The sequence below is a fragment of the Syntrophales bacterium genome, assembly GCA_030655775.1.
In the GTDB taxonomy this organism is placed as follows: domain Bacteria; phylum Desulfobacterota; class Syntrophia; order Syntrophales; family JADFWA01; genus JAUSPI01.
Genome location: JAUSPI010000241.1, coordinates 12,048 through 38,861 on the forward strand (window position 1 = coordinate 12,048; position 26,814 = coordinate 38,861).

Annotated in this window: 27 protein-coding genes and 1 tRNA gene; 17 read left to right on the forward strand and 11 right to left on the reverse strand. The window is 43.0% G+C overall.

Annotated elements, in window-relative coordinates:
* Window positions 1-5: 5 nt before the first annotated feature.
* From Q7J27_13360 to Q7J27_13410, 11 genes are all read left to right on the forward strand, one after another.
* Complete coding sequence (locus Q7J27_13360) at window positions 6-473, forward strand: hypothetical protein (protein ID MDO9530128.1); 468 nt, start codon at window positions 6-8, stop codon at window positions 471-473.
* A gap of 21 nt (window positions 474-494) precedes the next feature.
* Window positions 495-1,091, forward strand: coding sequence for a V-type ATP synthase subunit E family protein (locus Q7J27_13365; GenBank protein ID MDO9530129.1), 597 nt, complete (start codon window positions 495-497; stop codon window positions 1,089-1,091).
* Complete coding sequence (locus Q7J27_13370) at window positions 1,088-2,122, forward strand: V-type ATPase subunit (GenBank protein ID MDO9530130.1); 1,035 nt, start codon at window positions 1,088-1,090, stop codon at window positions 2,120-2,122. Before Q7J27_13365 ends, Q7J27_13370 begins: the two co-directional genes overlap by 4 nt.
* Entirely contained in the window at window positions 2,119-2,472 is a 354-nt protein-coding gene (locus Q7J27_13375) for a V-type ATP synthase subunit F (GenBank protein ID MDO9530131.1), read from the forward strand. Before Q7J27_13370 ends, Q7J27_13375 begins: the two co-directional genes overlap by 4 nt.
* A 23-nt stretch (window positions 2,473-2,495) precedes the next feature.
* The gene (locus tag Q7J27_13380) at window positions 2,496-4,247 is read left to right on the forward strand and encodes a V-type ATP synthase subunit A (protein ID MDO9530132.1); all 1,752 of its coding nucleotides are present in this window, start codon (window positions 2,496-2,498) and stop codon (window positions 4,245-4,247) included.
* Window positions 4,244-5,650, forward strand: coding sequence for a V-type ATP synthase subunit B (locus Q7J27_13385; GenBank protein MDO9530133.1), 1,407 nt, complete (start codon window positions 4,244-4,246; stop codon window positions 5,648-5,650). Before Q7J27_13380 ends, Q7J27_13385 begins: the two co-directional genes overlap by 4 nt.
* A 113-nt stretch (window positions 5,651-5,763) precedes the next feature.
* Window positions 5,764-6,414 (forward strand): V-type ATP synthase subunit D, encoded by a 651-nt coding sequence (locus Q7J27_13390; protein MDO9530134.1) that lies wholly within the window; start codon window positions 5,764-5,766, stop codon window positions 6,412-6,414.
* The gene (locus tag Q7J27_13395) at window positions 6,404-6,838 is read left to right on the forward strand and encodes a DUF61 family protein (protein ID MDO9530135.1); all 435 of its coding nucleotides are present in this window, start codon (window positions 6,404-6,406) and stop codon (window positions 6,836-6,838) included. Before Q7J27_13390 ends, Q7J27_13395 begins: the two co-directional genes overlap by 11 nt.
* Window positions 6,839-6,900: 62 nt before the next feature.
* Entirely contained in the window at window positions 6,901-7,344 is a 444-nt protein-coding gene (locus tag Q7J27_13400) for a hypothetical protein (GenBank protein MDO9530136.1), read from the forward strand.
* A 16-nt stretch (window positions 7,345-7,360) separates the two neighbouring features.
* Entirely contained in the window at window positions 7,361-7,681 is a 321-nt protein-coding gene (locus Q7J27_13405) for a hypothetical protein (protein MDO9530137.1), read from the forward strand.
* Between the two features lie 7 nt (window positions 7,682-7,688).
* Window positions 7,689-8,687 (forward strand): tetratricopeptide repeat protein, encoded by a 999-nt coding sequence (locus tag Q7J27_13410; GenBank protein ID MDO9530138.1) that lies wholly within the window; start codon window positions 7,689-7,691, stop codon window positions 8,685-8,687.
* Window positions 8,688-8,837: 150 nt separating this feature from the next.
* Here Q7J27_13410 and Q7J27_13415 read toward each other — a convergent pair whose 3' ends face one another.
* From Q7J27_13415 to Q7J27_13425, 3 genes are read right to left on the reverse strand one after another with little or no spacing between them, the layout of a single operon-like run.
* Window positions 8,838-9,353, reverse strand: coding sequence for a hypothetical protein (locus tag Q7J27_13415; protein ID MDO9530139.1), 516 nt, complete (start codon window positions 9,351-9,353; stop codon window positions 8,838-8,840).
* 21 nt (window positions 9,354-9,374) lie between these two features.
* Window positions 9,375-10,550, reverse strand: coding sequence for a PilT/PilU family type 4a pilus ATPase (locus Q7J27_13420; GenBank protein ID MDO9530140.1), 1,176 nt, complete (start codon window positions 10,548-10,550; stop codon window positions 9,375-9,377).
* A gap of 26 nt (window positions 10,551-10,576) precedes the next feature.
* Window positions 10,577-11,659: a type IV pilus twitching motility protein PilT gene (locus tag Q7J27_13425; protein ID MDO9530141.1), complete on the reverse strand. Its 1,083-nt coding sequence runs from the start codon at window positions 11,657-11,659 to the stop codon at window positions 10,577-10,579.
* Between the two features lie 258 nt (window positions 11,660-11,917).
* On the opposite strand from Q7J27_13425, the gene Q7J27_13430 reads away from it, so the two are divergent.
* The 6 genes from Q7J27_13430 to Q7J27_13455 all read left to right on the forward strand — a co-directional run bounded on the left by Q7J27_13430 (window position 11,918) and on the right by Q7J27_13455 (window position 18,160).
* Window positions 11,918-11,993 (forward strand) — tRNA-Ala (locus tag Q7J27_13430).
* Window positions 11,994-12,707: 714 nt separating this feature from the next.
* Window positions 12,708-14,663 (forward strand): GNAT family N-acetyltransferase, encoded by a 1,956-nt coding sequence (locus Q7J27_13435; GenBank protein ID MDO9530142.1) that lies wholly within the window; start codon window positions 12,708-12,710, stop codon window positions 14,661-14,663.
* Between the two features lie 123 nt (window positions 14,664-14,786).
* Window positions 14,787-15,566 carry an RNA methyltransferase gene (locus Q7J27_13440; GenBank protein ID MDO9530143.1) on the forward strand — a complete coding sequence of 260 codons (780 nt, stop codon included), beginning with the start codon at window positions 14,787-14,789 and terminating at the stop codon, window positions 15,564-15,566.
* 17 nt (window positions 15,567-15,583) lie between these two features.
* A complete protein-coding gene (gene cutA / locus Q7J27_13445) occupies window positions 15,584-15,910 on the forward strand; it encodes a divalent-cation tolerance protein CutA (protein MDO9530144.1) in 327 nt (108 codons plus the stop codon).
* 41 nt (window positions 15,911-15,951) lie between these two features.
* Window positions 15,952-16,434, forward strand: coding sequence for an NAD(P)H-dependent oxidoreductase (locus tag Q7J27_13450; protein MDO9530145.1), 483 nt, complete (start codon window positions 15,952-15,954; stop codon window positions 16,432-16,434).
* A gap of 151 nt (window positions 16,435-16,585) precedes the next feature.
* Complete coding sequence (locus Q7J27_13455) at window positions 16,586-18,160, forward strand: NAD(P)H-hydrate dehydratase (protein MDO9530146.1); 1,575 nt, start codon at window positions 16,586-16,588, stop codon at window positions 18,158-18,160.
* 437 nt (window positions 18,161-18,597) lie between these two features.
* Here Q7J27_13455 and Q7J27_13460 read toward each other — a convergent pair whose 3' ends face one another.
* From Q7J27_13460 to Q7J27_13495, 8 genes are all read right to left on the reverse strand, one after another.
* The gene (locus tag Q7J27_13460; protein MDO9530147.1) at window positions 18,598-18,891 is read right to left on the reverse strand and encodes a hypothetical protein; all 294 of its coding nucleotides are present in this window, start codon (window positions 18,889-18,891) and stop codon (window positions 18,598-18,600) included.
* A 7-nt stretch (window positions 18,892-18,898) separates the two neighbouring features.
* A complete protein-coding gene (locus tag Q7J27_13465) occupies window positions 18,899-19,327 on the reverse strand; it encodes a hypothetical protein (protein MDO9530148.1) in 429 nt (142 codons plus the stop codon).
* A gap of 13 nt (window positions 19,328-19,340) precedes the next feature.
* Entirely contained in the window at window positions 19,341-19,682 is a 342-nt protein-coding gene (locus tag Q7J27_13470) for a hypothetical protein (GenBank protein ID MDO9530149.1), read from the reverse strand.
* Window positions 19,683-20,353: 671 nt separating this feature from the next.
* Window positions 20,354-21,070 carry a hypothetical protein gene (locus tag Q7J27_13475; GenBank protein MDO9530150.1) on the reverse strand — a complete coding sequence of 239 codons (717 nt, stop codon included), beginning with the start codon at window positions 21,068-21,070 and terminating at the stop codon, window positions 20,354-20,356.
* A 144-nt stretch (window positions 21,071-21,214) separates the two neighbouring features.
* Window positions 21,215-21,880 (reverse strand): nitroreductase, encoded by a 666-nt coding sequence (locus Q7J27_13480; protein ID MDO9530151.1) that lies wholly within the window; start codon window positions 21,878-21,880, stop codon window positions 21,215-21,217.
* Window positions 21,881-21,961: 81 nt separating this feature from the next.
* Window positions 21,962-22,948, reverse strand: coding sequence for a polyprenyl synthetase family protein (locus tag Q7J27_13485; protein ID MDO9530152.1), 987 nt, complete (start codon window positions 22,946-22,948; stop codon window positions 21,962-21,964).
* 177 nt (window positions 22,949-23,125) lie between these two features.
* Window positions 23,126-24,532: a 30S ribosomal protein S12 methylthiotransferase RimO gene (gene rimO / locus Q7J27_13490; GenBank protein ID MDO9530153.1), complete on the reverse strand. Its 1,407-nt coding sequence runs from the start codon at window positions 24,530-24,532 to the stop codon at window positions 23,126-23,128.
* Entirely contained in the window at window positions 24,486-26,747 is a 2,262-nt protein-coding gene (locus Q7J27_13495; GenBank protein MDO9530154.1) for a DNA translocase FtsK 4TM domain-containing protein, read from the reverse strand. Before Q7J27_13495 ends, rimO begins: the two co-directional genes overlap by 47 nt.
* Between the last annotated feature and the right edge of the window lie 67 nt (window positions 26,748-26,814).

The window sequence follows — 26,814 nt, forward strand, 5'->3', positions numbered from 1 at the left end:
AAAAAATGACTGAAATACAAGCCTTAGCTACACTTGGAGGTGCAATTGCATTAGCAGGAGGTCTGACAGGATCGGCAATAGGAATTGCCACAGCCGCATCTGCCGGGGTTGCTACTTTATCTGAAGAGCCCGGTCAGTTGAGAAATGTCATAGTACTGGCATCTCTACCGATGACACAAAGCTTTTATGGACTGATTATTCTCATTATTATTCTCACTGTGGTTGTTCCGAACCTGCCCGCATTCGGTGGTGCCGGAATTGCGGTGCTTGCCATCGGCGTTATAGGAGCATTTGCTGAAGCTTTCTCAGGGATATTCCAGGGATCTGTCTGCGCTGCGGGAATAGCCCTCCTGCCGAAGACAAAAGGACAAATATTAACTGCATCGATGATGTTGGCCGTGTTTGTAGAACTTATTGGTGTTCTGGGGTTGGTGTTCACCATCATGGCGCTGAACATACTAAAGCTAATGTAATAAGATGCACGGGTGGATACTATGGAAACTGGCAAAATAAGGAAAGCTATTCTTGACAAGGCAAAAGAAGATGCCGACAAAATTATAAGCGACGCCAAGATTAAGGCGAAAGAAGCAATCGAAAAAGCTGAAGAACAAAAGGAACTAAGATTTGCGGAAGAAAAGAAGAAGGCCATATCAGAAGCCTATCGCGAGGCATCAAAGATCCTGGCGCAGGCTTCTCTGAAATATCGTCAGGTGAAATTGAAGGAAAAGGATGCTATTATCAATGAAATCATAAAAAGGGCAAAGGACGAACTGTCACAGGATATAAATGATAAGGAACTGTTTGTCCGTCTTATTCAAGAAGCAATCGATGCCTTAGAAACAGAAGATAAAGTCAGGCTTTTTGTTTCTCCTAAAGACCTTAACATTGTTCGGGAAGTTATTGAGGAGAATAGCAGATTAAAAGAAAAAATAACTGAAGTTAATGAAATCGATTGTATGGGTGGGATTCTGATGGAGGCTATCGACGGTATGGTTAGTATCAATAATACATTCGATACCAGGCTGGAAATGTTGATGCCAAAAATTTTGCCCAAAATCGGTAAAAAACTCTTTGGAGTTGATGAAATTTGAACCTAATCAGCACCCGTTATGCATTTACATCAGCTTACCTCAAAGGTGAAGAATCCAGATGTGTTTCTGCTGACCACGTCGATTGGATGATGCAAAAATCGACCATGCAGGATGTCCTGGAAGTGATCGAAAATACCGATATTGGTGATTATCTCCGGGGGCAACCTATCAAAACTTTTGATGAAGCCGATGAATATCTGTGGAAATACCTTGGTGAATGTCTGAAGCGTCTTGAACGGTTCAAACCTCCTTCTGAAATCGTTCATCTGGCAGATGCATACATCAAAAAGTACGACATCCTGAACATTAAGATTGCCGTAAGAACGGTTTTAATGGAAAAGCCGGCTCCCATGGCACTGTTAGGAGTAATCTATAATCAGGGATATCTTGAGAAATTATTAAGCATTAAGAGCGTGGATGAAATCGCTGAAATTATTGTAATGTGCAACCTGGGTGATTATGCCTCCCTTATAAAGGATATTAAAGAGAAAGATGTTATATCTGAGGCCGAGATCAGACTGGACAGGATGTATTATGAAGGCCTGTTGAGCGCGCTGAGGAGGATAGATGACGGGCACTTGGTTACCAAAGCCGTGGGCATCATCATTGATCTGGAAAACCTTCAGATTGTTTTTCGATCCGTCCTCGGAGAAAAAGAATCTATGGTTACTGAATTTGTTCTCGAGGGAGGATACGTGCTCTCGGCTAATACTGTCAGAGAGTTTCTCTCACTCAAAATGAGCGAAATAACAGGTAGACTGGAACATACAGAATATTATCAATTAGCCCAGGAAATTTCCAAAGGCTTTGAAAAAGACGGGAATATTACAATTATAAATAAACTAATAGATAAGCTTAAATTTCAATTATTAAAGGATTTGCTTTCGCCGAGAGTGCTATCCTCATCCAACATGTTATGGTACCTGATTTTGAAAGAATGGGAAATACGCAATGTAAGACTAATTCTTAAGACCCTGGAAGATGGCATACCACCATCAGAAATTAAGGATTATCTGGTAATAGCATCATGATATCACTGCAAAATTTAGATATCGCCGTTATAGGAAATGAAGATCAGGTCATACTTATGCAGCTCGCCGGCGTTGAAAAGTATCGGGTAATAGAAGGTGAAAGCGACATTCGGGAAAAAGTGCGAGAAGCGTTAAGGGAATTCGTGAACGATACCTCGATCGGAATAATTATGATACCGGAAAACTTGAGGGATTACGTAGATGATATTCTGAAATATATCAGTGAAAGTAAGAAGATAACCCCTGTTATAATTGAAATTCCTTCAAAATTTACAACAGAAAAAGAAGATGTAAGAGAATTCTACAAATCTTACATGAAGAAGTTATTAGGATTTTCAATAGAGATTTAGGCATAATTGTGAGGAAATGACCAATGGGTAAAATCTGGAAAGTCTCAGGACCCGTCGTAATCGCTGAAGACATGCGAGGATCCAAGGTATACGAAGTTGTTGATGTGGGCGAGGCAAGGCTAACCGGAGAAATAATCGGACTTGAACAGGATAAGGCGGTTATCCAGGTCTATGAGGATACCGTTGGGCTTCGCGTCGGAGAACCAGTAGAAGGAACCGGAGAGATATTGATGGTGGAGCTCGGCCCAGGTCTCGTCGGGAGCATCTTTGACGGTGTTCAAAGATCTCTTGTTACGATGATGGAAGATATCGGTGATTTCCTTGAAAGAGGGGCACGCACATTCCCTCTTGACCGGGACAAAAAATGGCATTTTACACCTTCAGTCAAAGCTGGTGATCAGGTCGAAGAAGGTGATATTATCGGTACAGTTCCCGAAACGGGGCTCGTAGAACACAGAATAATGATACCGATAGGTATTAAGGGCAAACTGCTGGAGATATCTGAAGGCGACTACACGGTAGAAGAGCCGGTTGCAGTTGTAGAACATGACGGAGAAAGAAAAAATATCACACTTATGCAACGATGGCCGGCAAGGAAACCAAGACTCTACAAACAGAGATTGAATCCCGAGAATTTGCTCGTTACAGGAACCAGAATTATAGATTACATCTTCCCCCTCGCATTAGGGGGCAAGGCGGCCATACCGGGCGGCTTCGGTACCGGCAAGACAGTTACACTGCAGCAGATGGCAAGATGGGCACAAACACAGTTAAATATCTATGTAGGTTGCGGTGAACGGGGAAACGAGATGGCGGACGTCCTCCATAGCTTCAAGCAGCTAAAGGACCCCAATACAGGCAAGTTATTGCAGGAAAAAGAAATATTTATTGCCAACACGTCCAACATGCCTGTTGTGGCAAGGGAAATAAGTATTTTCATAGGCATTACCTTAGCTGAATATTACAGAGACATGGGGTACGATATTCTCCTCGTTGCAGATTCAACTTCGCGGTGGGCTGAGGCAATGAGAGAGATTGGGGCAAGACTCGAAGAAACACCCGGTGAAGAAGGTTTCCCCACATATCTCGGTTCAAGACTGGCCTCATTTTATGAAAGATCCGGAAGGGTTGAGTGTAAGGGAAGTCCTTTAAGGAATGGATCGGTTACTGTAATCGGGGCAGTAAGTCCTCCTGGGGCTGACTTCAGCGAACCCGTTACTCAAAGTACCCTCAGGATCGTTGAAGCACTCTATTCACTTGATGTTGCTCTGGCAAATAAACGGCATTTCCCAACGATAAGCTGGCTCACCAGCTACAGTCTCTATGCAGATGCAACGAACCGTTGGTGGAGCGCTATCAGTCCTGAGTGGTCAGATACAAGGGATATGACACTCAAAATACTTCAGAAAGAGGCAGAACTGGAAGAGATCGTGCGGCTTGTTGGCCCGGAGTCGTTACCTGAAGATGACAAGTTAATCCTTCTTGCCGCGAGGATGATAAGGGAAGACTTCCTTATGCAGAGTGCCTACCATCCGGTTGATAACTATACGACCCCCCAAAGGGCCCATCTGATGCTGAGCACGATTATGAAGTTTTACGAATTAGCCCGGGAAATGTCTGTATCGGGTACGTTAGTGAGCGATATCGCCTCGTCAAAAACATTACAAAGAATATCCCGAATGAAGGATGTCCCAAATGAGGATTTTGATAAATATGTCCACGGCATATGGTCTGAGATAGAAGAAAGTACGGAGGTTCAAGAAGGAGAGATATGATGATGGAATCCCTGCAACTATTTACAAGGGAGACAAAAGCGATAAGCACTGCGAGAAGGTCACTCCTTATAATTGAGAGTATTCCCGGCATCAGATACAACGAAATTGTCGATGTTCAGTTAGGCACCGGTGAGAAGAGAAGTGGACAGGTTATCGAGGTAGGCAAGAAAATGACGGTAGTCCAGGTATTTGGCGGCGTCAGCGAGGTCGACCTTTTGAAAAGCACGATAATATACAAGGGTGAAACCCTGAAACTGCCCGTCTCTATCGACATACTGGGAAGGATATTCGATGGAAGCGGGAGTCCCATAGATGGTGGCCCCCCTATTGTAGCAGAGGATTATATTGACATTAACGGGGTACCTATAAATCCAGCATCCCGGCAGCCGCCCTCAGAATTCATCGAAACAGGTATTTCCGCTATTGACGGTCTTAACGTTCTTGTCAGGGGCCAGAAATTGCCGATTTTCAGTGGATCAGGCCTGCCCCATAATAAGATCGCAGCCCAGATAGTAAGGCAGGCTGCTTTAAAAGGGGAAACGGAAGATTTTGTAACTGTCTTTGCAGCAATAGGAGTCAGCTATGACGACGCCGCCTATTTTATTTCCAACCTTGAAGAGACCGGAGCACTCAGCAAGGCTGTTGGATTCATCAACACGGCATCATCTCCGGTAATCGAGCGATTATCGACACCTCGTCTGGCCTTAACCGCAGCCGAATATCTCGCATGGGAACATGGTCTGCACGTGCTAGTCATACTCACCGACATCACGAATTACTGTGATGCGCTTCGAGAGCTTGCTGCAATGAGAGGGGAGATACCCAGCAGAAGGGGCTATCCGGGATATATGTATACAGACCTTTCCTCTATGTATGAGAGGGCTGGGAGAATCACCGGGAAAGAAGGGTCGGTGACGATCTTGCCCATTTTGACCATGCCCGACGATGATATTACCCATCCCATACCTGATCTTACAGGATACATCACTGAAGGGCAGATTGTTCTTTCGAGAGCTCTTGAGAGAAAGAGAATATATCCGCCAATAGATATATTTTTGTCTCTTTCCAGAATGATGCGTGAGGGAATCGGGGAGGGAAAAACGAGAGAAGACCATAACAATGTATTTATGCAGGCATACGCAGTGTACGCAGAGGGGAACTATCTGAGAGAAATCTCAACTGTTATCGGTACTGAAGCCTTAAGCGACAGGGATAAAATCTACCTTGCTGCTGCGGACAGATTTGAACAGGAATATATTTCCCAGAGTGAGCATGAAAGAAGAACAGTTGAGGGAACTCTGGAATTAGCATGGAAAATCTTTTCGATGATTCCTGTTGAGGATCTGAAATTGATAAGTGAAGAGTTCATCAAAAAATATCTGCCAGAAACATCGAATCCTTGAAGCCGAACTCTGGTAGGTGGCATGGACAAACCATGTGCCGAATTTGCTTCGGTATTGTTTGTCCGTGCATCAAATTCGGTGGTTAGAAAAACTTCACCTTACTAAGGTAAGCCATGGCTAAAAAAATACAGGTTACAAGACCAACCAAGATTGAGCTTGCACGTCTCAAGCACCGGCTTAAGCTGGCTACAAGGATCCATAAGATTGTCAAGGACAGACTTTCCATATTGATCATGGAGCTGCTTCAGACAGTCAGAGAATGCGCATCGGTTAAAGATAGACTCCTCACAGAATTTTCAGAAGCTTACAGGTCATTGTCTATAACTGCAGGGTATCATGGATACGTGTCTCTGAAAAAGGAACTCCTGGTATCCGAAATGGCCTTTAAGGTGAACGCCGGAACAAGGAATGTCGCGGGGGTTAGAATACCATTTTTCGAAATTGAGAAAGCGGATGAAATGAAAGCAGAGACGAAGAACATGGCAGATACTTCCTCATTTCTGGATCACAGCACAGAACTTTCCCAAAAATGCCTGAAGACCATTATCGAACTTGCTGAACTTCAAAAATCCCTGGAACTTTTAGGAATGGAGATCAACAAGGTAAAAAGAATAAACAATGCCCTGGAGCATGTCGTAGTCCCGGGTCTCGATATGACCATAAAATATTTAACCATGAAATTTGAAGAGAGAGACAGGGAAGAGGCTGCTCGTCTCAAACATGTAAAGTTACTTATCGAACAGAGAGAAGCCTATGCCTACTGATCAATTTCCCGACGGATTCGTTGCAGGATACCTGAAAGACGAATTCAAAGCTTTAAATGCACAGATCCCGCGTAAACGGAAATCGCTCACCGAACTCCTGAAGGAAGAACATCCTCATGTGGTATGTAACGACGGGAGCGCACATTTTTTTAAGAAAAAGGAACTTGAGTATCTTTCGCAAATGCTATACGAGAATGAGCAAACTTCTCTATTACTTCCAATAATTATAGAAATTACTTCGGATCAAGGCTGGGTGACCGTACGATCAAAAGGGGAAACAGAAGCAAAGATCTTTTCGAAGATTCTTGACATGAATGTGGTCTGCAAAGATGGTCTAATAACAATATTTAGACCTCAGTTAAACATAGTTAGAAAGGTGTTAAAAACAACTACACAGTATGTCTTTCTTTTTAAAAATCCCTGAGGATTCAGGCTGAAACTTTTTAAAAATATTATAAAGACAACAGCTAAGAAAGGAGAAGTATTATGAAAGCGTTTGCAGACAAGCTGATAGATATTACAGAAAGTCATGCAGAGGAGATTTCCAGAGAATGGTGCAAAGCTGTAAGGAAAAATCCCCGGACAAAATCATACCATTCCATGTTAGCGGAAGAATGTTTCCCCCATGCTTTGGATTTTTACAGGAATCTGAGGATAATATACTTTAGCGAAAAACCGTACAAGGAAGTGTGTGACTTCTTTTCAAAATACGCTGAAGAGAGGTACGATGAAGGAATTCCCCTGCAAGAAGCTGCGTACGCCATTGTTATGATGAGGAGGCATATGTGGCTTTATGCCGAATTCCAGGCGCTCTTTCTTACACCCGTTGATCACCATCAGGCAATAGCAACTATTAATAGAACAATTCGTGTATTCGATCAGGGCCTGTATTGTATCATCCAAAAATATGATGAAATGAACAAACAATAGACAGAGGATTTTTCTTATGCCTGAAGAAATGCAAACTACGATAAGAGAGATTGAAAGCGAGGCTGAGAAGCTCCTCGATGAAGCCAGGGTTAAAGCCAGACAAATACTGGAAGATGCTAAAAAAAAGGTGAATACAATATTGTCTTCAGAACTCCCTATGGATGAAATTAGGGCGGAGCAGAATAAAATCATCAGTGCGGCCAACGAAGAAGCAGATAGACAAATTGAGGATTCAAAGAAGAAGGCTTTACAGCTCAAGGCGGATGCACAAGCGAAGGTAGATGAGACAGTAAAGTTGATAGTAAATTACATCAAAGGGGATTCGTTAAAAATATAAAAAGGTCATGACCAAGAAAGCGACAGGAGATCAGTTTTACGATCTTGCCGATGAATACATGAGAGAAAAGCGCTATGAAGATGCTGCTGTCCTCTATGAAAAATTGGCGGATATGAATCCCGGTGAAGATTCCCTTATCATGTCTCTGGCTTGGGCATACAGAGAAAGCGGGAGATTGGAAGATGCCGTTGGATGTCTCGAGACACTTTTTGAAAAAGAACTGAGAGGGAAGGTTTTTACCGGGTTTGCGTTTGATGAACTGGTTAGAATATTCGTGGATGAAGGAAAACATGACAAACTTGTCGATACCTGTGAGAAGGCAGTTGCTGCCCAGCCAGAGGATGTTAATCTACTCGGTACTCTCGGCAATGCATATTTGAGGGCTGGTCACGCATATAAGGCCGTTGAGGTCTTCAAAAAAGTCATTAGTATAGAACCCGATTCTCCCACGTTTTTCATTAACTTCGGGAATGTCCTTGTTGCCGCTGGAGACCTCGACGGCGCTGAGAACGCTTACAATACGGCTGTTGCCATCGACCCCCCAGAGGCCTCTCTTTTTTATAACAGGCTCGGGAGTGTCTATTACAAGGCAGGGCAGTATGAAAGGGCTGAAAAGGCTTACAGAAAATCCCTGAAACACAGGTCTGACAGTTCACTTTGTTACTGCGATCTCGGTGATGTACTGGTGAAGCAGGGAAAATTTGAAAAGGCGAGTAATGCTTACGAAAATGCTATCAGAATAAATCCTGAATCAGCAGCTATTTTCTATAACAGGTTTGGAAATACACTGGCCTCGGAGATGTATCATCGTCAGGCAATAGATATTTTCGAAAAGGCAATCATCGCAGATCCACAAAACCCATTCTATTATCTACGACTTGCTGAATCCTGCACGGCTGAGGGTTTCACTGAAACAGCTGAAAAAGCTCTTCAAAAGGCCGGATTACTAAAAGAACCTGCGTCAATGAAAATATCAAAACGAAAAGGTGATCAATATTTAAAATAACTGGTTGGTTTTTATATCCATATTATTCATTCATTTTACTTTTGCATTTTGCATTTTGATATTTGATATTTAAATTTCTTGGCATTCTCGGCCGAAGACTGACGGCAAATCCTGGTATGATGTTCCTAACGGGAATATGTGGCCTGTGGTTCAGATCCGCCCCATTTTTTTCATGGTTTCTTTAAAGACGTGATAAAAGGCTTCATTGTCGGCCACGCCCCGTTTTATAATTGTCTTGAAATCACCAAAGTTTTCCATATTAATAACAGTGTTGACGCTTTTGTTAAAAGCGGCCATGTTATCCATGGTTCTGAATCTGTTACTTACCAGTGCCACAAAAAGGTTCCTTCTGATGCCCATCGGAAGGCGCTCAAGATATTTGAGTACATTATTAGCATCAGGATCGTCTGTATCAAAATTTTCATTCAGCACAACCATATCATATACATGAAACCTCATTGCCTTGAGCGCATCTCGTACAGATACGGTGTCCGTGATTTGATAGTCCATCTCTTTTAAAATAGATATCATTTCTGCTTTTATTGAAGGGTCAGATTCGCAGATCAGGGCAGTTTTTCCACCTTCCTCAACGAAGTCAAATGGCCGGTCTGAAGGATCGTATTTGTCTGATGCTACCTCATCAACAAGTGTTTTCTTTTCCTCCATGATGTTTTCCTTTTCTTCCCTTTACTGTTTTCTTCCGGGTTTTCCGTAGTCCATGTCTACTTCAAGTTTATCTATGTCAGTTGTTGTCTCTCCTTTGGCACTCTTTATAGCATCAATGCCACGGCTGACAACACTCTTGTTGGAGGCATAGGCCTTTGCGGTTTCTTCGGTGATGAGTCCCTTTTCGTATAATTCAACAATATAATCGTCAAAGGTCACCATGCCAAAAGGCTTGCCTGCCTGGATTATTTCATAGAAGGTTTTTCCTTCCGATTCACCGTGGAGAATCGTGTCCTTAACTCTCAGGTTAGTTCCCATAACTTCAAAGGCAGCAACCCGCCCTCCCCCTTCCTTGGGGAGGAGTCTCTGGCAGACGATCCATCGAATTGTGTCAGTTAAACGTATGCGAATCTGGTTTTCTTCTTCAGAATTGAACATGCCGATTATTCGGTTAATGGTCTGACCAGCGTCTACTGTGTGAAGAGTGCTCATTACGAGATGCCCGGTCTCTGCGGCACTCAATGCAATCTCCACCGTTTCCCTGTCACGCATTTCACCAACCAGAACTACCTTTGGCGCCTGCCTGAGAGCGGCTCGCAGACCAGTAGCAAAACCATCAAAGTCTGTACCCAGTTCTCTCTGGTTAAATGTGGCTTTCTTCTGCTGGTGCTGATATTCAACAGGGTCTTCCAGGGTTACAACATGAACAGATTTTTTTTCGTTTATATCATTTAACATTGCAGCAAGTGATGTAGATTTCCCGCTACCGGTTGCACCGGTTACCAGAACAATCCCGTTTTTCTCCTCTGCTATCTTGTAAAAGACCTCGGGGAGACTCAATTCCTCGTACGTCGGAATCCTGGTTTCAAGCTTTCGCAATACGATTGAGTAATTTCCACGCTGAGAGAATATGTTGACCCTAAAACGGGCCTTACCAGGAAGTTCATAAGAAGAATCGCAGGACCCTTCAGCGAAGAGTGTCTCTGTCAGACGACGATCCTGATTTATAAGATTCAGAGCAAGGATCTCGGTTTGGAAGGGAGAAAGTTCAGCAAAAGGAGGATCCATATTAACACTGGTTAGTTCGCCGGAACTTTCCACCTGTAACGGCTTGCCCACGGTAATATTCAGGTCAGAGACATTCTGATGTGAATCAAGCATCTTTGTTAAGATATAATCTGTTTCCTGTTTTCTCATATTACTTCCCTCCGACAATAGGATATTTATACCTCTGTAAAATCTGTTGGGGGACGTTTTAAAAGAGGTCTGAACTTCGCCTTGTCGTTACACTTATTGTATGCATCGTCGACGCCTATCCAACCCCGGTTGACAAGTTCCATAATCGAGTCATCCAATAGCTGCATTCCAAACTTCTTCCCGGTCTGTATCATTGATGGAATCTGGAAGGTCTTCGATTCCCGGATCAGGTTACGAACTGCCGGGTTAGCAATCAATATTTCAAGAGCAGCACAGCGCCCCCCTTTATCAACGCGCTTAAACAGGGTTTGTGACAATACCGCTCGGAGGCCATCGGCCAGTGTGGATCGGATTTGTGCCTGCTCACTCGCAGGAAAAACCTCGATAATCCGATCAACTGTCTTGGCTGAACTCGATGTATGAAGGGTTCCGAAGACAAGATGACCGGTTGATGCGGCTTCTATTGCAAGTGATATTGTTTCAAGGTCTCGCATCTCTCCCACCAGAATAATGTCAGGATCTTCCCGCAAGGCACCACGAAGTGCTGCAGCAAAACTTTTGGTATGGAGGCCGACCTCCCTGTGGTTTATTATGCAACCCTGGCTCTCATGAACAAATTCGATCGGGTCCTCCACAGTGATGATATGATCCTTACGGACACGGTTTGCCTCATCAATTATAGCTGCAAGGGTCGTCGATTTGCCGCTCCCCGTTGGTCCGGTTACCAGAACGAGTCCCCGGGGCAGAGATGCCAGCTTGGCAACAATAAGTGGAAGCCCCAATTGTTCAACGGTTAATATCTTACTGGGAATTTCTCTGAAAACTGCCGCAACACCATTCTGCTGCTGGAAAAAATTGGCCCGGTATCTGGCAAGCCCCGGGATTTCATATGCAAAGTCCATATCTCCCGTTTCTTCGAATTGCTTGATTTTATGCTCAGGCGCTATCTCATAGAGCATGCCTTTCAGCTCATCATTCTCCAGCACGTTGTACTTGACACGTTCCATCTCTCCTCCTATCCTTACAACCGGCTGCTGTCCGGCAACGAGATGGAGGTCTGATGCACCCTGTTCGTGCATTAAATTAAAAAAAGCGTCTATTTTTGCCACATCTTACCCCTTTGATTATAAATTTAAGTTTGATGGCCTCGTAAAAAGTCATAAAGTATGCCATTTGTCATGCTGAACTTGTTTCAGCATCTAATTATTGAGTTAGAGACCCTGAATGATCCTGAAACAAGTTCAGGACATGATTTTGGGTGACAAAAAAAGACTTTTTACGAAACTGTCAAGTTTCGCCATATTATAAAATTCTTGACACAAATGCAATAAGCAAATAAGATATTACCGCTATCAGATAAAGGGGTTGGGGATGTAGCTCAGTTGGGAGAGCGCGGCGTTCGCAATGCCGAGGTCAGGGGTTCAATTCCCCTCATCTCCACCAAAATCTGCCTAAACCCTGCCAAACAATATAAGTTTCGGTACTGATATACAGATATGAGAAGGAATGGGGGCCAGAGTTATCAGATACTGAGTAATTTTGGTTCCGAGTGTTCATAACCCTAATACTATACACTGTCTGATCATCATCTTTATTCTGTTTATTATTGAGCTTTTCGAATGTTACTGTTCTGAAGTGACGCAGGGTTGGATAATCGTGTAATATATCAACACATCTTTCCAATATTTTGTGAGGGCATAAGCCATCAGTTTTATCTTGTTGACCTTGTTCGAATCGGCTTTCCCAACTCAGGTTTTCGAGAACACTTCCCTCTAATAGCCTTTTTCTTCTTCTCATCAAGCCTGTTTTGGCGCTCGCACCAAAGCTGATCTTTTTTCTTGTTTATCAGCTTGATAGTATGGAAATGGTCAAAAATAATTGTCACTTGACAAACATTGATGGTCTCGTAAAAAGTCTTTTTTTGTCACCCAAAATCATGTCCTGAACTTGTTTCAGGATCATTCAGGGTCTCTAACTTGCTGAAATAATTAGATGCTGAAACAAGCGAGATCCTGAAACGAGTTCAGGATGACAAATGGTGCAGTTTATGACTTTTTACGAGAACATCAACATTAGATCTTTGTTAAAAACAGTCAATAGATGTTCAGGCCGTAAGTAAAACATAAAACAAAGGTCACTATAAGAAGGGTAATATAGATGGATCCAGATAGTAATATAGACATACGTGAAGAATATCGACCGGATCTCTTATCTCTCAGGTCTCAGATATACCATAAGAGAATAGAAAAATTTACCAAGTTATATCCGCAGAAGTTTATAAGTGAAGATAAAATATTCAACCATATTAATCGAGGTGATCGAATATTTATCGGTACCGGCTGTGGAAAACCCCAATACCTTGTTAATGCCCTCACAGATTATGTGGAATCCCATCCAAAGGCCTTTTTCGATGCTGAAGTTCTCCACGTATGGTCTCTTGGTGTTTCTCCATATATGGCTGAAAAATTCAAGCGGAATTTTCGACATAATTTTTTCTTCATTTCCGATCTTACCAGGGAACCTGTCAATAAAGGGATGGCCGATTATACGCCGATATTTCTGTCTCAAATTCCGGACTTGATACTCAGCGGAGCGCTGCCGATTGATATTGCCTTAATCCAAACATCTTACCTGGATAATCATGGTTATATGAGTCTCGGTGTCAGTGTTGACATTGTTAAGGCGGCGACGGAAAAAGCTTCAATAGTGGTGGTCCAGATTAATTATAATGTACCACGGGTACATGGTGATGGTTTTATACACATAAATGATGTTGACTTTATTGTTGTTCATGATGAACCTCTTCTCAAATACGAAGTGGAAGATACCGATATTGAGGCGACGAGACAGATTGGCAAATATGTATCACGGTTGATTAAGGACGGAGATACAATTCAAGTGGGGTATGGAACCATTCCCAATGCAATTTTGTCTAACCTCGATAAAAAAAGACATCTTGGTGTTCATACGGAGCTTCTTAGTCAGGGTATAGTGGATTTGATGAAAAAAGGGGTTATAGATAATTCAAAAAAGAATGTTAATCGTGGAAAGACAATCGCGACATTCTGTATGGGGGGGACAGAAACTTACGAATATTTACATGACAATCCCATGATCGAGCTTAGAACAATCGACTACACAAACGATCCCCTGATTATAGCTCAGCATGACAATATGGTGGCCATCAATACAGCCCTGGAGATAGATTTTACCGGCCAGGCAAGTGCGGAATCCCTGGGAAAGGTCTTCTATAGTGGGATAGGGGGACAGGCTGATTTCATGAGGGGCGCGGTGATGGCACGAAATGGGCGGACAATACTCGCCATTCAATCAACTGCACAAAATGGGGAAATTTCAAGGATATCACCTTTTCTTAAAGAGGGGGCGGGGGTAACTCTCAACAGGGGTGACATTCATTATGTCGTGACTGAATACGGGATAGCATATCTGCACGGGAAAAACATAAGAGAAAGGGCAATGCAATTGATAGCTATTGCTCATCCGAAATTCAGATCCTCGCTGATAAAGGAAGCAAAGGAAGCAAACATTATTTTTAAAGATCAGGCGTTTATTTCCGGGAAGAGGGGGGAATATCCGGAAAGTCTGGAAACTTATAAGACGACAGAAACAGGATTTGATATCTTTTTAAGACCTGTAAAGATCAGTGATGAACCATTATTAAAAGATTTCTTCTATGCCCTGTCAGACAGGAGTCTCTACAGAAGGTTTATTTCGAGACGGAAAGATATGCCTCATGAACTCTTGCAACATTTTGTGATCATTGATTATACTAAGGACATGGTAATTCTTGCTGTTGCAAAGGAGGAAGAGAGAGAGAAAGTTCTGGGAGTTGGTCAGTATGGAATAGATGAAACAACGCATACTGCTGAAGTGGCAGTAGTGGTGAGAGATGATTGTCATAACAGAGGGATAGCAACAGAATTGCTTTCCTATTTAACATATCTTGCCAAGAGACAGGGACTTCACGGGTTTACCGCAGATGTTCTGGTGGAAAATAACATAATGCGACATGTCTTTGAAAAAATGGACTTTGAGATTGAAAGAAGAATCAGTGCAGGTGTTTACGAACTTAAACTTGCGTTTAAAGAGTAGGATAATGTAGTGAAAGTCAATTATCCCAATATAAAAGATATAGAAATTAATCCACTGGTAATGTATGAGCAGAAAGAGTAAGAATGGGGGTCTAATTAGAACTAACAACATGTAAAGATAGCTATGACGACCCTTAAACCCACCAGACAACAACTTACATCATGGTCAAAACTGAATATGGCAAAGTATCGCCACGAGGAGGGGCTTTTTTTGGCAGAGGGCCTCAAGGTTGTGCAAGAATTATTGAAAAGCACATACGATACGCCGGCGTTGCTCATACTGGAAGAAAAGAAGAAACATCTGGAGTCCTTTTTATCAACGCTGCCGGGTCATATCGAAATTTATACCCTGAAAAAAAGTGAATGGAAAAGATTTAGCCAGGACAGCGAACCGGAAGGAATTATGGCACTTGTCAAGATGCCTCATTCCGAAAAATTTTCCCCGGCGCTGGAGAAGGGAAACAATCATCTTTTATTGCTTTATGAAGTGAACAATCCAAGTAATCTTGGTGCTGTCATGCGTACGGCCCACTGGTTCGGTATCAAGACAATCGTGCTGAGCACCAATTCGGTAGATTTTACCAATCCAAAAGTCGTTCGAAGTTCCATGGGAAGCCTGTTTCATCTGTCAATTATCCCCGAAGTAGATTTCGATAAGGCCTTGCCGGAATTTAAAAAACATTATTTTTTAGTGGGCAGCACCGCACAAAACGGAGTTACACCACACAGCTGTACATATAAAACGGCACTTCTGCTTGGCAGTGAAAGTCACGGGCTGCCGGAAAAATTGACAAGTTTAGCTGCTGAGCAATGGTATATTCCCGGTACCGGTGGTGCGGAATCACTCAGCCTTGCACATGCGGCAGCAATTATGATGTATAAAATGACGCAACGTGGAACGTAATTCCAGCGAGGTGACCCATGATGGAAGATTATATCCAGGTTATTACAACTACCGAAGAAAAGAAGGATGCCGAAAGGATAGCCAGCAGTCTGGTAGAGAAAAGACTGGCCGGATGCGTCCAGATAATTGGACCCATAATGAGCACCTATCACTGGAAAGGCAATATAGAAACATCCAAAGAGTGGCTATGTCTCATCAAGAGCAGGAAAGATCTATATGTGGAACTTGAAAAAGCAATCAAAGAAATGCATCCGTATGAGACGCCGGAAATTATAGCTACACCTGTTGTTGGCGGCAGTAAAGACTATCTTAAATGGCTCAGTGATGAGCTTAAAAAGGAATAGAGGATTCCATTTTAACAAACTATTAAATTCAGGAGGCAAACATGCAGGTTTTAGTGATGTACTATTCAAGAACAGGGAATACTGAAAAACTGGCTAAAGAAATAGCAAAAGGTGTACAGGGAGTTGAGGATGTAAAATGTGTACTGAAACCGGCATCTGAAGTTACAGAAGATGACTTTTTGTCTTCTGATGGAATTATAGCCGGCTCACCTGTATATTTCGGAGTGATGGCCGCTGAGATGAAAGAGGTTTTTGATAAGTTTGTCGGTACCCGCAACAACATGGAAGACAAGATAGGCGCCGCTTTTGCAACATCGTTTGACCCGTCGGGGGGTAAAGAAACGACGATGATCTCGATTATACAGGTCATGCTGATATATGGAATGATCATTGTCGGAGATCCTCTGGACGCAACCGGCCACTACGGTGTATCGTGTACCGGAGCACCGGATGAACAAACTGCTGCAAATGGCGCAAAACTGGGTAAAAGAGTTGCTTCCCTGGTAAAGAAACTGAGAGGATAAAAGTGAAGCTCCCCGCCCACAGGGCGGGGCTTCCCGGTAAGGAATATGTTTGTTTTATATTGCGCCCCTTACCCCGCCTACAAGGCGGGGCTTGCGGGTGCGCTCCCGGTCAAGCTTGAACAGGGAAACAACAGTGCTAAAGGAGTGAGAAATGAAAGTAAGCACAGTCGCCGAAATGAGGTCTCTTGACCGGTATGCAATAGAAACCCTTGCTATACCTCAAGAGCTCTTAATGGAAAACGCGGGGGAGGCTTTATATTTTGTTATACTGAACGAGTTTGGCGTAAAGGATAAAAAATTTGCGATTATCTGCAGTGTCGGCAACAACGGAGGAGACGGACTCGTTGTCGCGAGAAAAATCCACTCAAACGGCGGAAATATAAAGGTCTTCATTCTGGGTGACGTAAATAAATTTAAAGGTGCGGCAAAGACAAACTTCGATATCATATCCCTGTTTCCGATTGAAATCCGGCATTTTGAATCCGTGGAATCGATAAAGAGTGATGTCCTGCATTGCGATGCGATAGTTGATGCAATTTTTGGCACGGGCTTAACAAGAAATGTCGAAGGCCTCCATGGAGATGTCATACAGCTTATTAACGAAAGCGGTAAAAAGGTTTTCAGTATGGACATTCCCTCCGGTATCAATGGCGACAACGGGGAAATCATGGGTGCCGCAGTCAAGGCAGACTATACCGTTACTTTCGGCCTTCCCAAGATAGGAAACATGCTTTTCCCAGGCTATGAACATTGTGGAAAATTGTATGTTTCACACATATCTTTTCCTCCATCCCTCTATGATAAAGATTCAATAAAAGTTGAAATCAACGATCACATTACACTTCCCCCGAAAGACAAAAAAGCCCACAAGGGGGTTTTGGGTGAAGCCCTGTTTATCGCGGGCGCTTCAAGCTACTTCGGGGCGCCCTATTTTTCCGCCCTGTCGTTCCTGAAAGCGGGCGGAGGATATTCGCGCCTCGCGGCACCCGTTTCAGTGACACCGTTTATTGCCAATAAGGGAAGCGAGATTGTTTTTATTCCGCAGAAAGAAACGAATTCGGGGAGCATCTCTTTAGAAAATAGAGACGCTTTACTTGAGCTTTCCGAAAAAATGGACATGGTAGTAATCGGCCCCGGCTTATCATTAAACGAAGAGACGCAGCAACTGACAAGAGAGCTCATAGAGAAAATCGAAAAACCGCTCCTCATCGATGGGGATGGTATCACCGCCATTTCCAAAGACCTGGACATAATAAAAAAGAGAAAGTGGCCTACGATACTGACACCTCACCTGGGCGAGATGTCAAGAATTACAAAAATGGATGTAAGCGATCTTGACAGAAATAAAATAGATGTCCTGCGGAGTACCTCAAAGGAGCTGAACGCAATCATCGCCTTGAAGGGAGCCCACTCGCTGATCGGTTATCCCGATGAGAAAGTTTACATCAATATGAGCGGGAATCCCGGTATGGCGTCGGCAGGATCGGGTGATGTTCTTACGGGAACCATCGCCGCGATGTTCGGCCTCGGTTTATCCATTGAAGATGCGGCAAGAAAAGGCGTTTTCATCCATGGGTTCGCCGGCGATCTTGCAGCCGAAGATATCGGTGAGGACGGCATAACGGCACAGGACATACTCGATTATCTGCCGCTCGCCGTGAAGATTGACCGGGAAGGCCTCGACGAGACCCTGAGATACGCCTACGAAGGCATTCGTGTAATATAAGCCCACAATAATAATAAAGCTGTACACAGTTTTTGATTTGAAAGCCTTGATCAAGGCATATAGCAGTTGTCCACACTGTAAGAATTGACTGGGGAGTTGTGATATTGATTTCCTACATGCAATTTTGATGGGAATCAATAAACATGGATTCGTAAAAAGTCCCAAAAACGTCATGCCGGACTTGATCCGGCATCCAGAACTTATTGAAAAGACTGGCTTTCGGCTTTCGCCGGAATGACGAGAAATGGTATTTTCTGACTTTTTACGGGAGCATCAATAAAGAAACGTTATCTTTGCAATGGAGATGTGTGCTTTTACTTGACCGCACCTTGAATGGGTGCCCCCCTTTCTTATGCTACTTAACTTGGAAATTGTGTTTGACTCTGAACCGCCATAAAAAACTGCCGGATGGCGGTTGGGGTGGAGGAATTCTAATTTTAAATAATTCTTTTGTGTTTTAGTATCTTTTCATATTTTTCTCTATTCAAAGGGCATTCAAGAAGGTCATCAAATTCACTTGTTGTCAATGCAAGCTGTTTACCCATTTCATTATAAAGTCCCTTCCCGATCGGTTTTCTACCTTTTGGAATAGTAATCCTCTTTACTTTCACTCCATCTTTCTCAAACCATCCATTATATTCCTTGCTCTTACTTCTAAAACGAATACCAAGTTTATTTTCATTTTCACAACATTTCTTAACGTCGAGAGTATTAAATTTTTGGTTTTTCATATATTCCTTACTCAATAATTCTTTCCGCTAAGAAATTTCTAATTTTGAGCCATTCTTCCGTAAAATTATCATCCTCCAGCAAATCTTCATAGAGTGATTCGATCTCACGCTTTAACATTTCAATAGATTGAAGTCTATTTTCACCATACCCATATACTGAAGGGAGATCAGGTGCCTGAGCAAGGAAACCATTGTCATCTGGATCAATAATAACATCTATTGACATACTAAGAAATTTGCTTTCTAATTTATGTATCTTAATATGGTTTAATGCAGGCATCATTTGTTGAATTCCGGTAGCATATCCTACCATATACCCAATATTGTAACTCCCCGACGCTACTAATAGCAAACCATAATCGGTTATGTATTTTACCTTACGTCTTAATGTTGGATCAAGAGAATCAATGTCACTATTATATTGTCTATCTTCCATTTCTGTCTCCGTCTTATTGTTTTTGCTTCTCGATTGTTTCTTCATAAATATCTGCTTTTTCAATTAACCATTGTCCCATAGACCTTGCAACTCTTGGATTAATAGAAAGTGAAAACATAACATCTCTAATAACAGATTCTTTTTTAATTTCAGAAATTGGTTTTTTACTAAGCTGTCCAGTATTATCTATTTTATATGTTTCGGATTGAGGAATCGCGTTTCTTTCACTATAAACATTCATTATAATTTCACCAAAAGCATTTAAGCCACCATAACACCCGCTGGTGTTGTAGATGACGTAATTGGGGGAAATTTTATACTCAAAAGTAATTGTTTTTTGTTTTTTGTCAGTCATGATTACTATCTCCTTTTTTTGTCTTTTATCTTTTACGTCTCCTCTATTCCCACGGTGGTACCATATGGGGATCGCTCCAAAGGCCAATCTTTTTTTTCAACCTGCGGTTGTGCAAATTTAGGACTATTTAAACGCTCCTTAGCATTGTCTTGTCATATTTGTCAATTGCAGAAGAATGGAAAGAGTGAGGTCACCAATGCCAAACTTTTAAAATCATTAAGATCGACCTAAAACAACCCCCCCATCTCTCCATTTGAGAAACGGGGTTTTGTTATAATCTGCCCATGATACCCTCTTCCTTTGTGATAAAAGGGTTAATCTTGTTTACTATAATTTCGGTGAATCGGATATTTACAATACTAAGATGATATTCTTTGTCAAGATTTTTCTATGTTTGTTGAGTGCCCAAAGTTTCAAGATATTCACTTGCTGTATGTAATAAAATTATCAAATCGGCAATTCAATATATCTTGCCAGTCGATTTAATCTTAAATCAGAGAACCTCTTTCCAGATATGGATGGTATCTCATAACTCCGTGGTCAATTCTGAATAAATTTCAAAAACCGGTATCAAGATACTTTTTTGTTCAACCGACCCATTTCACAAATTCGACCAGCGGGGCCTCTTTTTTTGAATCTATTGTTGTTTCGAGTCGTTAATGTGGAGTGTGTCAGTCGATCTGTTTCGCGGCGTCTATAAAAATCCGGTTTATTTCCTCACTTTCAAATACCCTTCTAATGGCAACCGACATGGCTTCATTCATTACTTCTTCAATCTTTTGTTCCGAGAAGCTGACATGTTCGACAGTGGGAGTACTTTCAACGGTGATTTTAACTATTGTTTCCGGTTTCCGGACATTCGCGAAACCGGCGACAAATTTGACTTTGGCAGTATATTTCCTGATAGGGAATTCCTTGGTGCAGACGATTTCAAACTCATGGATATTTCCGCCTATTACTATATTCCCCCACTCTTTATTAATCGTGTCATTTTTGAGATCCCAGTCCGGTGTATCTGTTGATAGCCTGTTTCCGGCTTTAGTGAGATAGTCCTTAAAGGCATGCGTTACCGCATCGGAAGGAATTCGGAATTTGGGAAAAATGGGGATTTGAGTGCCATCGGATTTTATAACCTTACCAATCTCCATTTTGTCTTTTACCTGACGCAAATCGTTAAATTTTGCGACAGTTAAGACGAGTTTCCAGACATTTTTGTTCAATGCTGGAGTTGTATCCGCAGGTTCATAGTTTATATCGATAGTGTACGGACTCACTACCGCGCAGGAACTCAGAGATACTGCGGCACAGAAAGCGAACAGTAACAATGCAATAGCAGATAATAGATTATATCTTCTTTTATAACCGTACTCTATGACGTATCGTATCATGCCCCATGCACCTCGGATTTTGGATTATCAAGGATTTTATAATGTTATTGTATATTTTCAGATGTCCTGTGTCAAATTGAAAAAAGAGAAATACGAAGCAAGAGGGAAACAGATCAAATCTGCTCTTGACTCATCTTCATTCCTTCAACCGACCCATTTGACAAATTCAGTTAAGGGGGCTCTTTCCCTTTCGAAATTGTTGATAGGAGAGTCTTTATCGGGATATCCCAAGGCCGCACCGATGATGATTGATCTATCCTCTGGTATGGAAAGGATCTCTCGCAGAAGTTCCGGATAACCGATGGCGACGGCCATAATGCAGCTCCCGATCCCTTTCTCATAGGCCGAAAGGCAGATGGTCTGCATAATAAGGCCGATATCAAACATTCCGTATTCTATACGGATATCTCTGGACATGCAGGCGACGATAAGACACGGCGCATCGAAGAGAGTCGCCATATTCTGATAGATTTTATTGCGGGCATCTTTATCTCTTCGTTTGATACCCATGCTCGTCATCACGATTTTCCCCATTTCACCGTACCGTCTCTTCATATGTTCCGGCCAGTCTTCCTGCATGGGCACATCGGTTGAAAATGGTTCACCGTTGACCATTTTCTCGTGGTTCTTTTCTCTGAATTCGTCGAGGGGTTTCCCTGTCAGTATGTAAAATTCCCAGGGCTGGGTATTTCCCCAGGAAGGCGCCCAGGATGCGGTCTCCAAAATATCTTCGAGAAGATCGCGGGAAATCTCATCTTTTTTGAATTTTCTTATGCTCCGTCTCCCTTTAATTACTTCTTCTACCGTCATTGCTGACTCCTCTTCGTGGTTTTTGTAAGAAATGAGTGGCTATCTCGAGGCTTTCTTTTGAAATTTCTGCGGGGGGCGGGTCTATAGCTTTCTCTCAATGATGTAATCGGCAATCGTCAGGAGAGCTGTTTTTGCCTTCGAGCCTTCAAGCGGTTCAAGAAGGGTTTTCCCCTCGTCAATATATGCTTTTGCTTTACCGAGGGCATAATCTATCCCCTTGTATTTGTCGATCAGGGAGACGATTTTCCCGATATCCTCGATGTCTGGATCGTCGCTCTTTACAGTTTTTTTAATCGCCTTCTTCTCTTCAGGCGAACATTTTTTGAGCGTATATATGAGAGGGAGTGTAATCTTCCCCTCTTCGATATCCTTGCCTATGGCTTTCCCGAACTCTTCCTCCACGGCGACATAATCGAGTGTGTCATCGGTTATCTGAAAAGCCATACCAAGCCTCATGCCGAATTTGGTCAATGCACCAACTTTTTCCTCCGATGCATCTGCCAGAATACCACCCAATGCGCAGGCCGCAGAGATCAAAATGGCAGTTTTTTTCTCCACCACAGACAGATAGTCCTTTTCGGTGATATTTATATCACCACACTTCATCAGCTGCAGGACTTCACCTTCGGCCATTGTGTTCGTGGTGGTTGAAAGGAGCTTCACTATAGAAAAATTCCCATAATCGGCCATCAGCTTGAAGGATTTGGAATAGAGGAAATCCCCCACAAGGACACTGGCAGAGTTTCCCCAGACTTTATTGGCCGAGGACTTTCCCCGTCTTGTTTCTGCGTGATCTACCACGTCATCGTGAAGGAGCGATGCCGTATGAATAAATTCAATAACAGCAGACATGGGATAGTGATTTTCCCCTTTATAACCGCAGATATCCGAAGCAATCAAGAGTAATAGGGGTCTGAATCTTTTCCCTCCGCTGCTGATCAGATAATTGGAGACCTGGGGGATAAGACGTATTTCGGAGTAGAGATACTTCTCCATATGTTCCTCTACGCTCTTGAGATTACCTGCGTAGCGATTCAGAACATCCTGTAGCTGCATAATATCCGACAAAGTCTTCACCTCCAACGTAGTTCTCCCCCATCAAGTGGGAGGAAATTACTGATGATGTCCGCCTTTGAGGCGGAAAAGCTAACTGTATATATATTAAGATTATGTAAAAAGTCAAATTTATCGTTCCTATACAACACCCCTTCGCATCCCTTCGGTACCGCGGGCATGGAATGTTTGTCACATCTCCGCTTCATTATCTCTTTGTCTGGCAAAAAGGTCATAAACATCGGCTGAAGTTATTTTGCAGGTTATAATATCCCCAACTGCTGCATCGTCCGCACTGACATACGTTATCCCGTCTATTTCCCATGCCTGGCCTCTTGTCCTGCCAATATACGGGAAATCCGGGCGATTACTTTCATCTTCTATCAGAACTTCCTCAAGATCACCGATACGGGATTGATTTATATCATAGGAAATTCTCGACTGCTCTTCCATCAGGATATTTTTCCTCAGTTCCTTTTCCTTCTCAGGAACATGAGCAGGGAAATCGGCTGCCGCTGTTCCCTCCTCCTTCGAATATTCGAATACTCCAAGATTTTCAAACCTTGCCCACTTTACAAAATCGAGCAGTTTATCAAATTTTTCCGGAGTCTCTCCCGGGAATCCCACGATAAGAGAGGTCCTGAGAGCCACCCCCGGAATAACCTCCCTTGCCAGATTTAAAGTGTTTCGAATGAGTCTACTCCCGCCTTTTCTGTTCATTGCCGTCAGGATATCATCATCGATATGCTGGAGGGGAATATCGATATAGTTACATATCTTCTCTTCCCCGGCTATGGTCTGAAAAATCTCCCCGGTAAGATATGCAGGATACGCATAGAGGAGCCTTATCCACCTGATCCCATCCATAGAGGCCATCTCTTTCAACAAGAGACTCAGGCCGGGCTTTCCTTTCAGATCGCTACCGTATAAGGTTGTGTCCTGAGCGGTGATATTTATCTCTTTTATCCCTGCCTTGACGAGCATTTCCGCTTCTTTGAGTATGTCATCTACTTCCCTGCTCCTGTATTTCCCGCGTATGGAGGGTATCACACAGTAGGAACAGCAATTTGAGCACCCCTCGGCAATCTTCAGGTAAGCGCTGCAGCCGGATGTGGAAAGGAGACGTGAATAGGTGGAATCCATAAGAAAGGAAGGTTTCCCTATGAAGGATTGACGCTCAGCAAACGTACCGTTTTCCAGATTGCTGATAAAGTCGGCAATCCTTGGAATTTCACCGGTTCCCAGAAAAAGATCGATTTCAGGAATCTCTTTTTTCAGGATCGTCCCGTACCTCTGCGGAAGACAGCCTGTCACGACCAGATGCCTGCATTTTCCATCTTTTTTCCACTCAGCCATCTGGAGGATCTCTTCAATAGATTCCTCTTTTGCGGGGAGAATAAAAGCGCAGGTGTTAATGATAATGATATCGGCCTCTTCTGCAGAGGGGGTAATGCCGAAGCCGCTTTTTATCAGGAGAGATGCCATTACCTCGGAATCAATAAGGTTCTTGGGACATCCGAGGCTTACGAAATGTATGTTCTTGTTTTGCATCTTAGCGTGGAAGCTTTCCAACCAGGATCTTTCTCGGTTTGGCGCCATCCGAAGGACCTACTATACCCTCTGCTTCCATTCTTTCAATAATCCGGGCAGCCCTGTTGTATCCTATTTTCATATATCGCTGTACGAGGGAGATAGACGCCTGCCCCAGATCTGTAACCAGGGCAACTGCTTCATCATACTTTTCATCAAATTCCTCATCTAATTTCTCGCTCTTTGATGATTCGGGTTTATAATTCAGTATCGATTCATCATAAGATGGCCTTCCCTGTTTCTTTGTGAAGCTGACTATTTTCCCGATTTCCTGATCGGCCACATAGGCGCCATGGATTCGGTCGAGTTTTGCTGTTCCGGGCGGCATAAAGAGCATGTCTCCTTCTCCAAGAAGATGTTCCGCACCGAGCTGGTCGAGTATCGTTCTCGAATCTACTTTTGAGGAAACCTGGAATGAAATACGCGTGGGGAAATTTGCCTTGATGACCCCTGTAATGACATCGACTGACGGTCTCTGGGTTGCCAGAATAAGGTGAATGCCCGCGGCTCTGGACATCTGTGCCAGACGGGTAAGAGACTCCTCCACATCCCTTTGCGCCACCATCATCAAGTCCGCAAGTTCGTCGATGACGATGACAATATAGGGAAGCTTGAAACGGATTTTTATTTCACTTTCTCCCTGGTCATCAACCCCGGAAGATGGGATAACCGGGTTGGAAACGGAAGCGTAGGAAATTCCGTTCTCTTCTTTAGTGATTTTCCGTTTTTCCAGATCGAGGAGCAGGGCTTTTTCCACCAACCTGTTGTATTTTTCGATATTTTTAACGCCGGTCTCCCCTATTAGTTCATATCTTCGCCCCATCTCTTCGACGGCCCACCTGAGGACAGTAGAGGCCTTTTTGGGATTGACAACCACCGGGTGTAGTAGGTGGGGTATTCCCTCATAACCTGACAGTTCCAGTCTCTTGGGGTCTATCATGATGAATTTTACGTCATCCGGTCTTGCCTTGAAGAGTATGCTGCAAATTACTGCATTGAGGAAGACGCTCTTTCCCGAACCGGTGGTTCCCGCAATAAGAAGATGCGGCATTCTGACAAGATCTGATATCACAGGAACTCCAACAATATCCTCTCCCAGGGCAATTGGAAGTTTGTATTTCGATTCAAGGAACTCCTCATTATCCAGAACATCTTTTAAGTGTACCGGTTCCCTTTCGTTATTCGGTATTTCAATGCCGACTACTGCTTTCCCCGGTACGGGGGCAATAATTCTTACACGGGGTGACTTAAGGGCTAATGCGAGATCGTCAGAAAGGTTGACTATTTTATTTATCTTTACACCGGGTGCCAGCTCAAGCTCGTACATGGTAATTACAGGACCCGGTTTAACTTCCACTACTTTTCCGTCGACTCCAAAATCAGATAATTTCTTTTCCAGAATCCTGGAATTCATAATGAGGCTTTCTTTTTTAATCCTCATGTCCTTACGCTTTACATCGTCAAGAAGGGAAAGCGGAGGCAGATTGAAAGTGCCATTAGATTCGAGAAATTCAAAGGATGTCTGTTCTAATCTCTTTCTACGCTCCCTTTCCGCAGCAGTTATAAGTGGAGCTTCTTCCGTCTGCCTTTTTTTCTTTGCACTGGAGACCTTCTTTTGCCTTCTGAACCGTTCTATTCTTATTACAATGAAGGTTTTCAGCCAGACAAACATGCCACTTACTGACTTTATTATACCCCTGATCAGAGATATCAGAGACAGGTTGACAGTGATCATAAGGGATACGATAAGGATAAGGCATAGAAGTATATATGTGCCTACGTGGTTCATATACGAACTCAAGAATGTTGAAAAAAAAGTCCCAAGAAGACCCCCCGAGGCAATTTTTGTCCCGAACATATGGATTGTGGGGTATCTCATTGCTGAAAGTACAGATGTGGAAAATATGAGACCGATAAAACCGGCAATGACCAGGAAACCGACCTTGAAGATCCTGTTCAGGAAAAAACTGAAGGAAGTTATGATAAGGATAATCGGAAGCCAGAAGGCTCCTATTCCCATGAACCTTATAAAAATATCAGCGGTATAGGATCCGACAGAACCGCAAAGATTGTGAATCTTTACCTTGCCTGTCACATAGTGTGTAAAGGAAGGATCGGCTGGATTATAGGAAACAATGCATAACGAGGTAAAAATGGCGATGGCAAGGAATATAATCCCTAAAATTTCTTTTCCTCTTTTTGATTGCTGCTGCTTTTCTTTCATAAACGACCTTACTTTTAAAATCTAAAAATCAAACGACATCCGTATCTTTCATTTACTTCCTGCTCAA

What these genes read in the sequence shown, in the direction of transcription:
- Q7J27_13495 (MDO9530154.1), bottom strand. Translation starts at nt 26,747, where the DNA reads ATGAAAGAAAAGCAGCAGCAATCAAAAAGAGGAAAAGAAATTTTAGGG.
- Q7J27_13440 (MDO9530143.1), top strand. Translation starts at nt 14,787, where the DNA reads ATGACGACCCTTAAACCCACCAGACAACAACTTACATCATGGTCAAAA.
- rimO (MDO9530153.1), bottom strand. Translation starts at nt 24,532, where the DNA reads ATGGCGCCAAACCGAGAAAGATCCTGGTTGGAAAGCTTCCACGCTAAG.
- Q7J27_13375 (MDO9530131.1), top strand. Translation starts at nt 2,119, where the DNA reads ATGATATCACTGCAAAATTTAGATATCGCCGTTATAGGAAATGAAGAT.
- Q7J27_13400 (MDO9530136.1), top strand. Translation starts at nt 6,901, where the DNA reads ATGAAAGCGTTTGCAGACAAGCTGATAGATATTACAGAAAGTCATGCA.
- Q7J27_13470 (MDO9530149.1), bottom strand. Translation starts at nt 19,682, where the DNA reads ATGACTGACAAAAAACAAAAAACAATTACTTTTGAGTATAAAATTTCC.
- Q7J27_13435 (MDO9530142.1), top strand. Translation starts at nt 12,708, where the DNA reads ATGGATCCAGATAGTAATATAGACATACGTGAAGAATATCGACCGGAT.
- Q7J27_13365 (MDO9530129.1), top strand. Translation starts at nt 495, where the DNA reads ATGGAAACTGGCAAAATAAGGAAAGCTATTCTTGACAAGGCAAAAGAA.
- Q7J27_13480 (MDO9530151.1), bottom strand. Translation starts at nt 21,880, where the DNA reads ATGACGGTAGAAGAAGTAATTAAAGGGAGACGGAGCATAAGAAAATTC.
- Q7J27_13455 (MDO9530146.1), top strand. Translation starts at nt 16,586, where the DNA reads ATGAAAGTAAGCACAGTCGCCGAAATGAGGTCTCTTGACCGGTATGCA.
- Q7J27_13410 (MDO9530138.1), top strand. Translation starts at nt 7,689, where the DNA reads ATGACCAAGAAAGCGACAGGAGATCAGTTTTACGATCTTGCCGATGAA.
- Q7J27_13420 (MDO9530140.1), bottom strand. Translation starts at nt 10,550, where the DNA reads ATGAGAAAACAGGAAACAGATTATATCTTAACAAAGATGCTTGATTCA.
- Q7J27_13415 (MDO9530139.1), bottom strand. Translation starts at nt 9,353, where the DNA reads ATGGAGGAAAAGAAAACACTTGTTGATGAGGTAGCATCAGACAAATAC.
- Q7J27_13450 (MDO9530145.1), top strand. Translation starts at nt 15,952, where the DNA reads ATGCAGGTTTTAGTGATGTACTATTCAAGAACAGGGAATACTGAAAAA.
- Q7J27_13465 (MDO9530148.1), bottom strand. Translation starts at nt 19,327, where the DNA reads ATGGAAGATAGACAATATAATAGTGACATTGATTCTCTTGATCCAACA.
- Q7J27_13380 (MDO9530132.1), top strand. Translation starts at nt 2,496, where the DNA reads ATGGGTAAAATCTGGAAAGTCTCAGGACCCGTCGTAATCGCTGAAGAC.
- Q7J27_13395 (MDO9530135.1), top strand. Translation starts at nt 6,404, where the DNA reads ATGCCTACTGATCAATTTCCCGACGGATTCGTTGCAGGATACCTGAAA.
- Q7J27_13360 (MDO9530128.1), top strand. Translation starts at nt 6, where the DNA reads ATGACTGAAATACAAGCCTTAGCTACACTTGGAGGTGCAATTGCATTA.
- Q7J27_13475 (MDO9530150.1), bottom strand. Translation starts at nt 21,070, where the DNA reads ATGATACGATACGTCATAGAGTACGGTTATAAAAGAAGATATAATCTA.
- Q7J27_13405 (MDO9530137.1), top strand. Translation starts at nt 7,361, where the DNA reads ATGCCTGAAGAAATGCAAACTACGATAAGAGAGATTGAAAGCGAGGCT.
- cutA (MDO9530144.1), top strand. Translation starts at nt 15,584, where the DNA reads ATGATGGAAGATTATATCCAGGTTATTACAACTACCGAAGAAAAGAAG.
- Q7J27_13460 (MDO9530147.1), bottom strand. Translation starts at nt 18,891, where the DNA reads ATGAAAAACCAAAAATTTAATACTCTCGACGTTAAGAAATGTTGTGAA.
- Q7J27_13390 (MDO9530134.1), top strand. Translation starts at nt 5,764, where the DNA reads ATGGCTAAAAAAATACAGGTTACAAGACCAACCAAGATTGAGCTTGCA.
- Q7J27_13385 (MDO9530133.1), top strand. Translation starts at nt 4,244, where the DNA reads ATGATGATGGAATCCCTGCAACTATTTACAAGGGAGACAAAAGCGATA.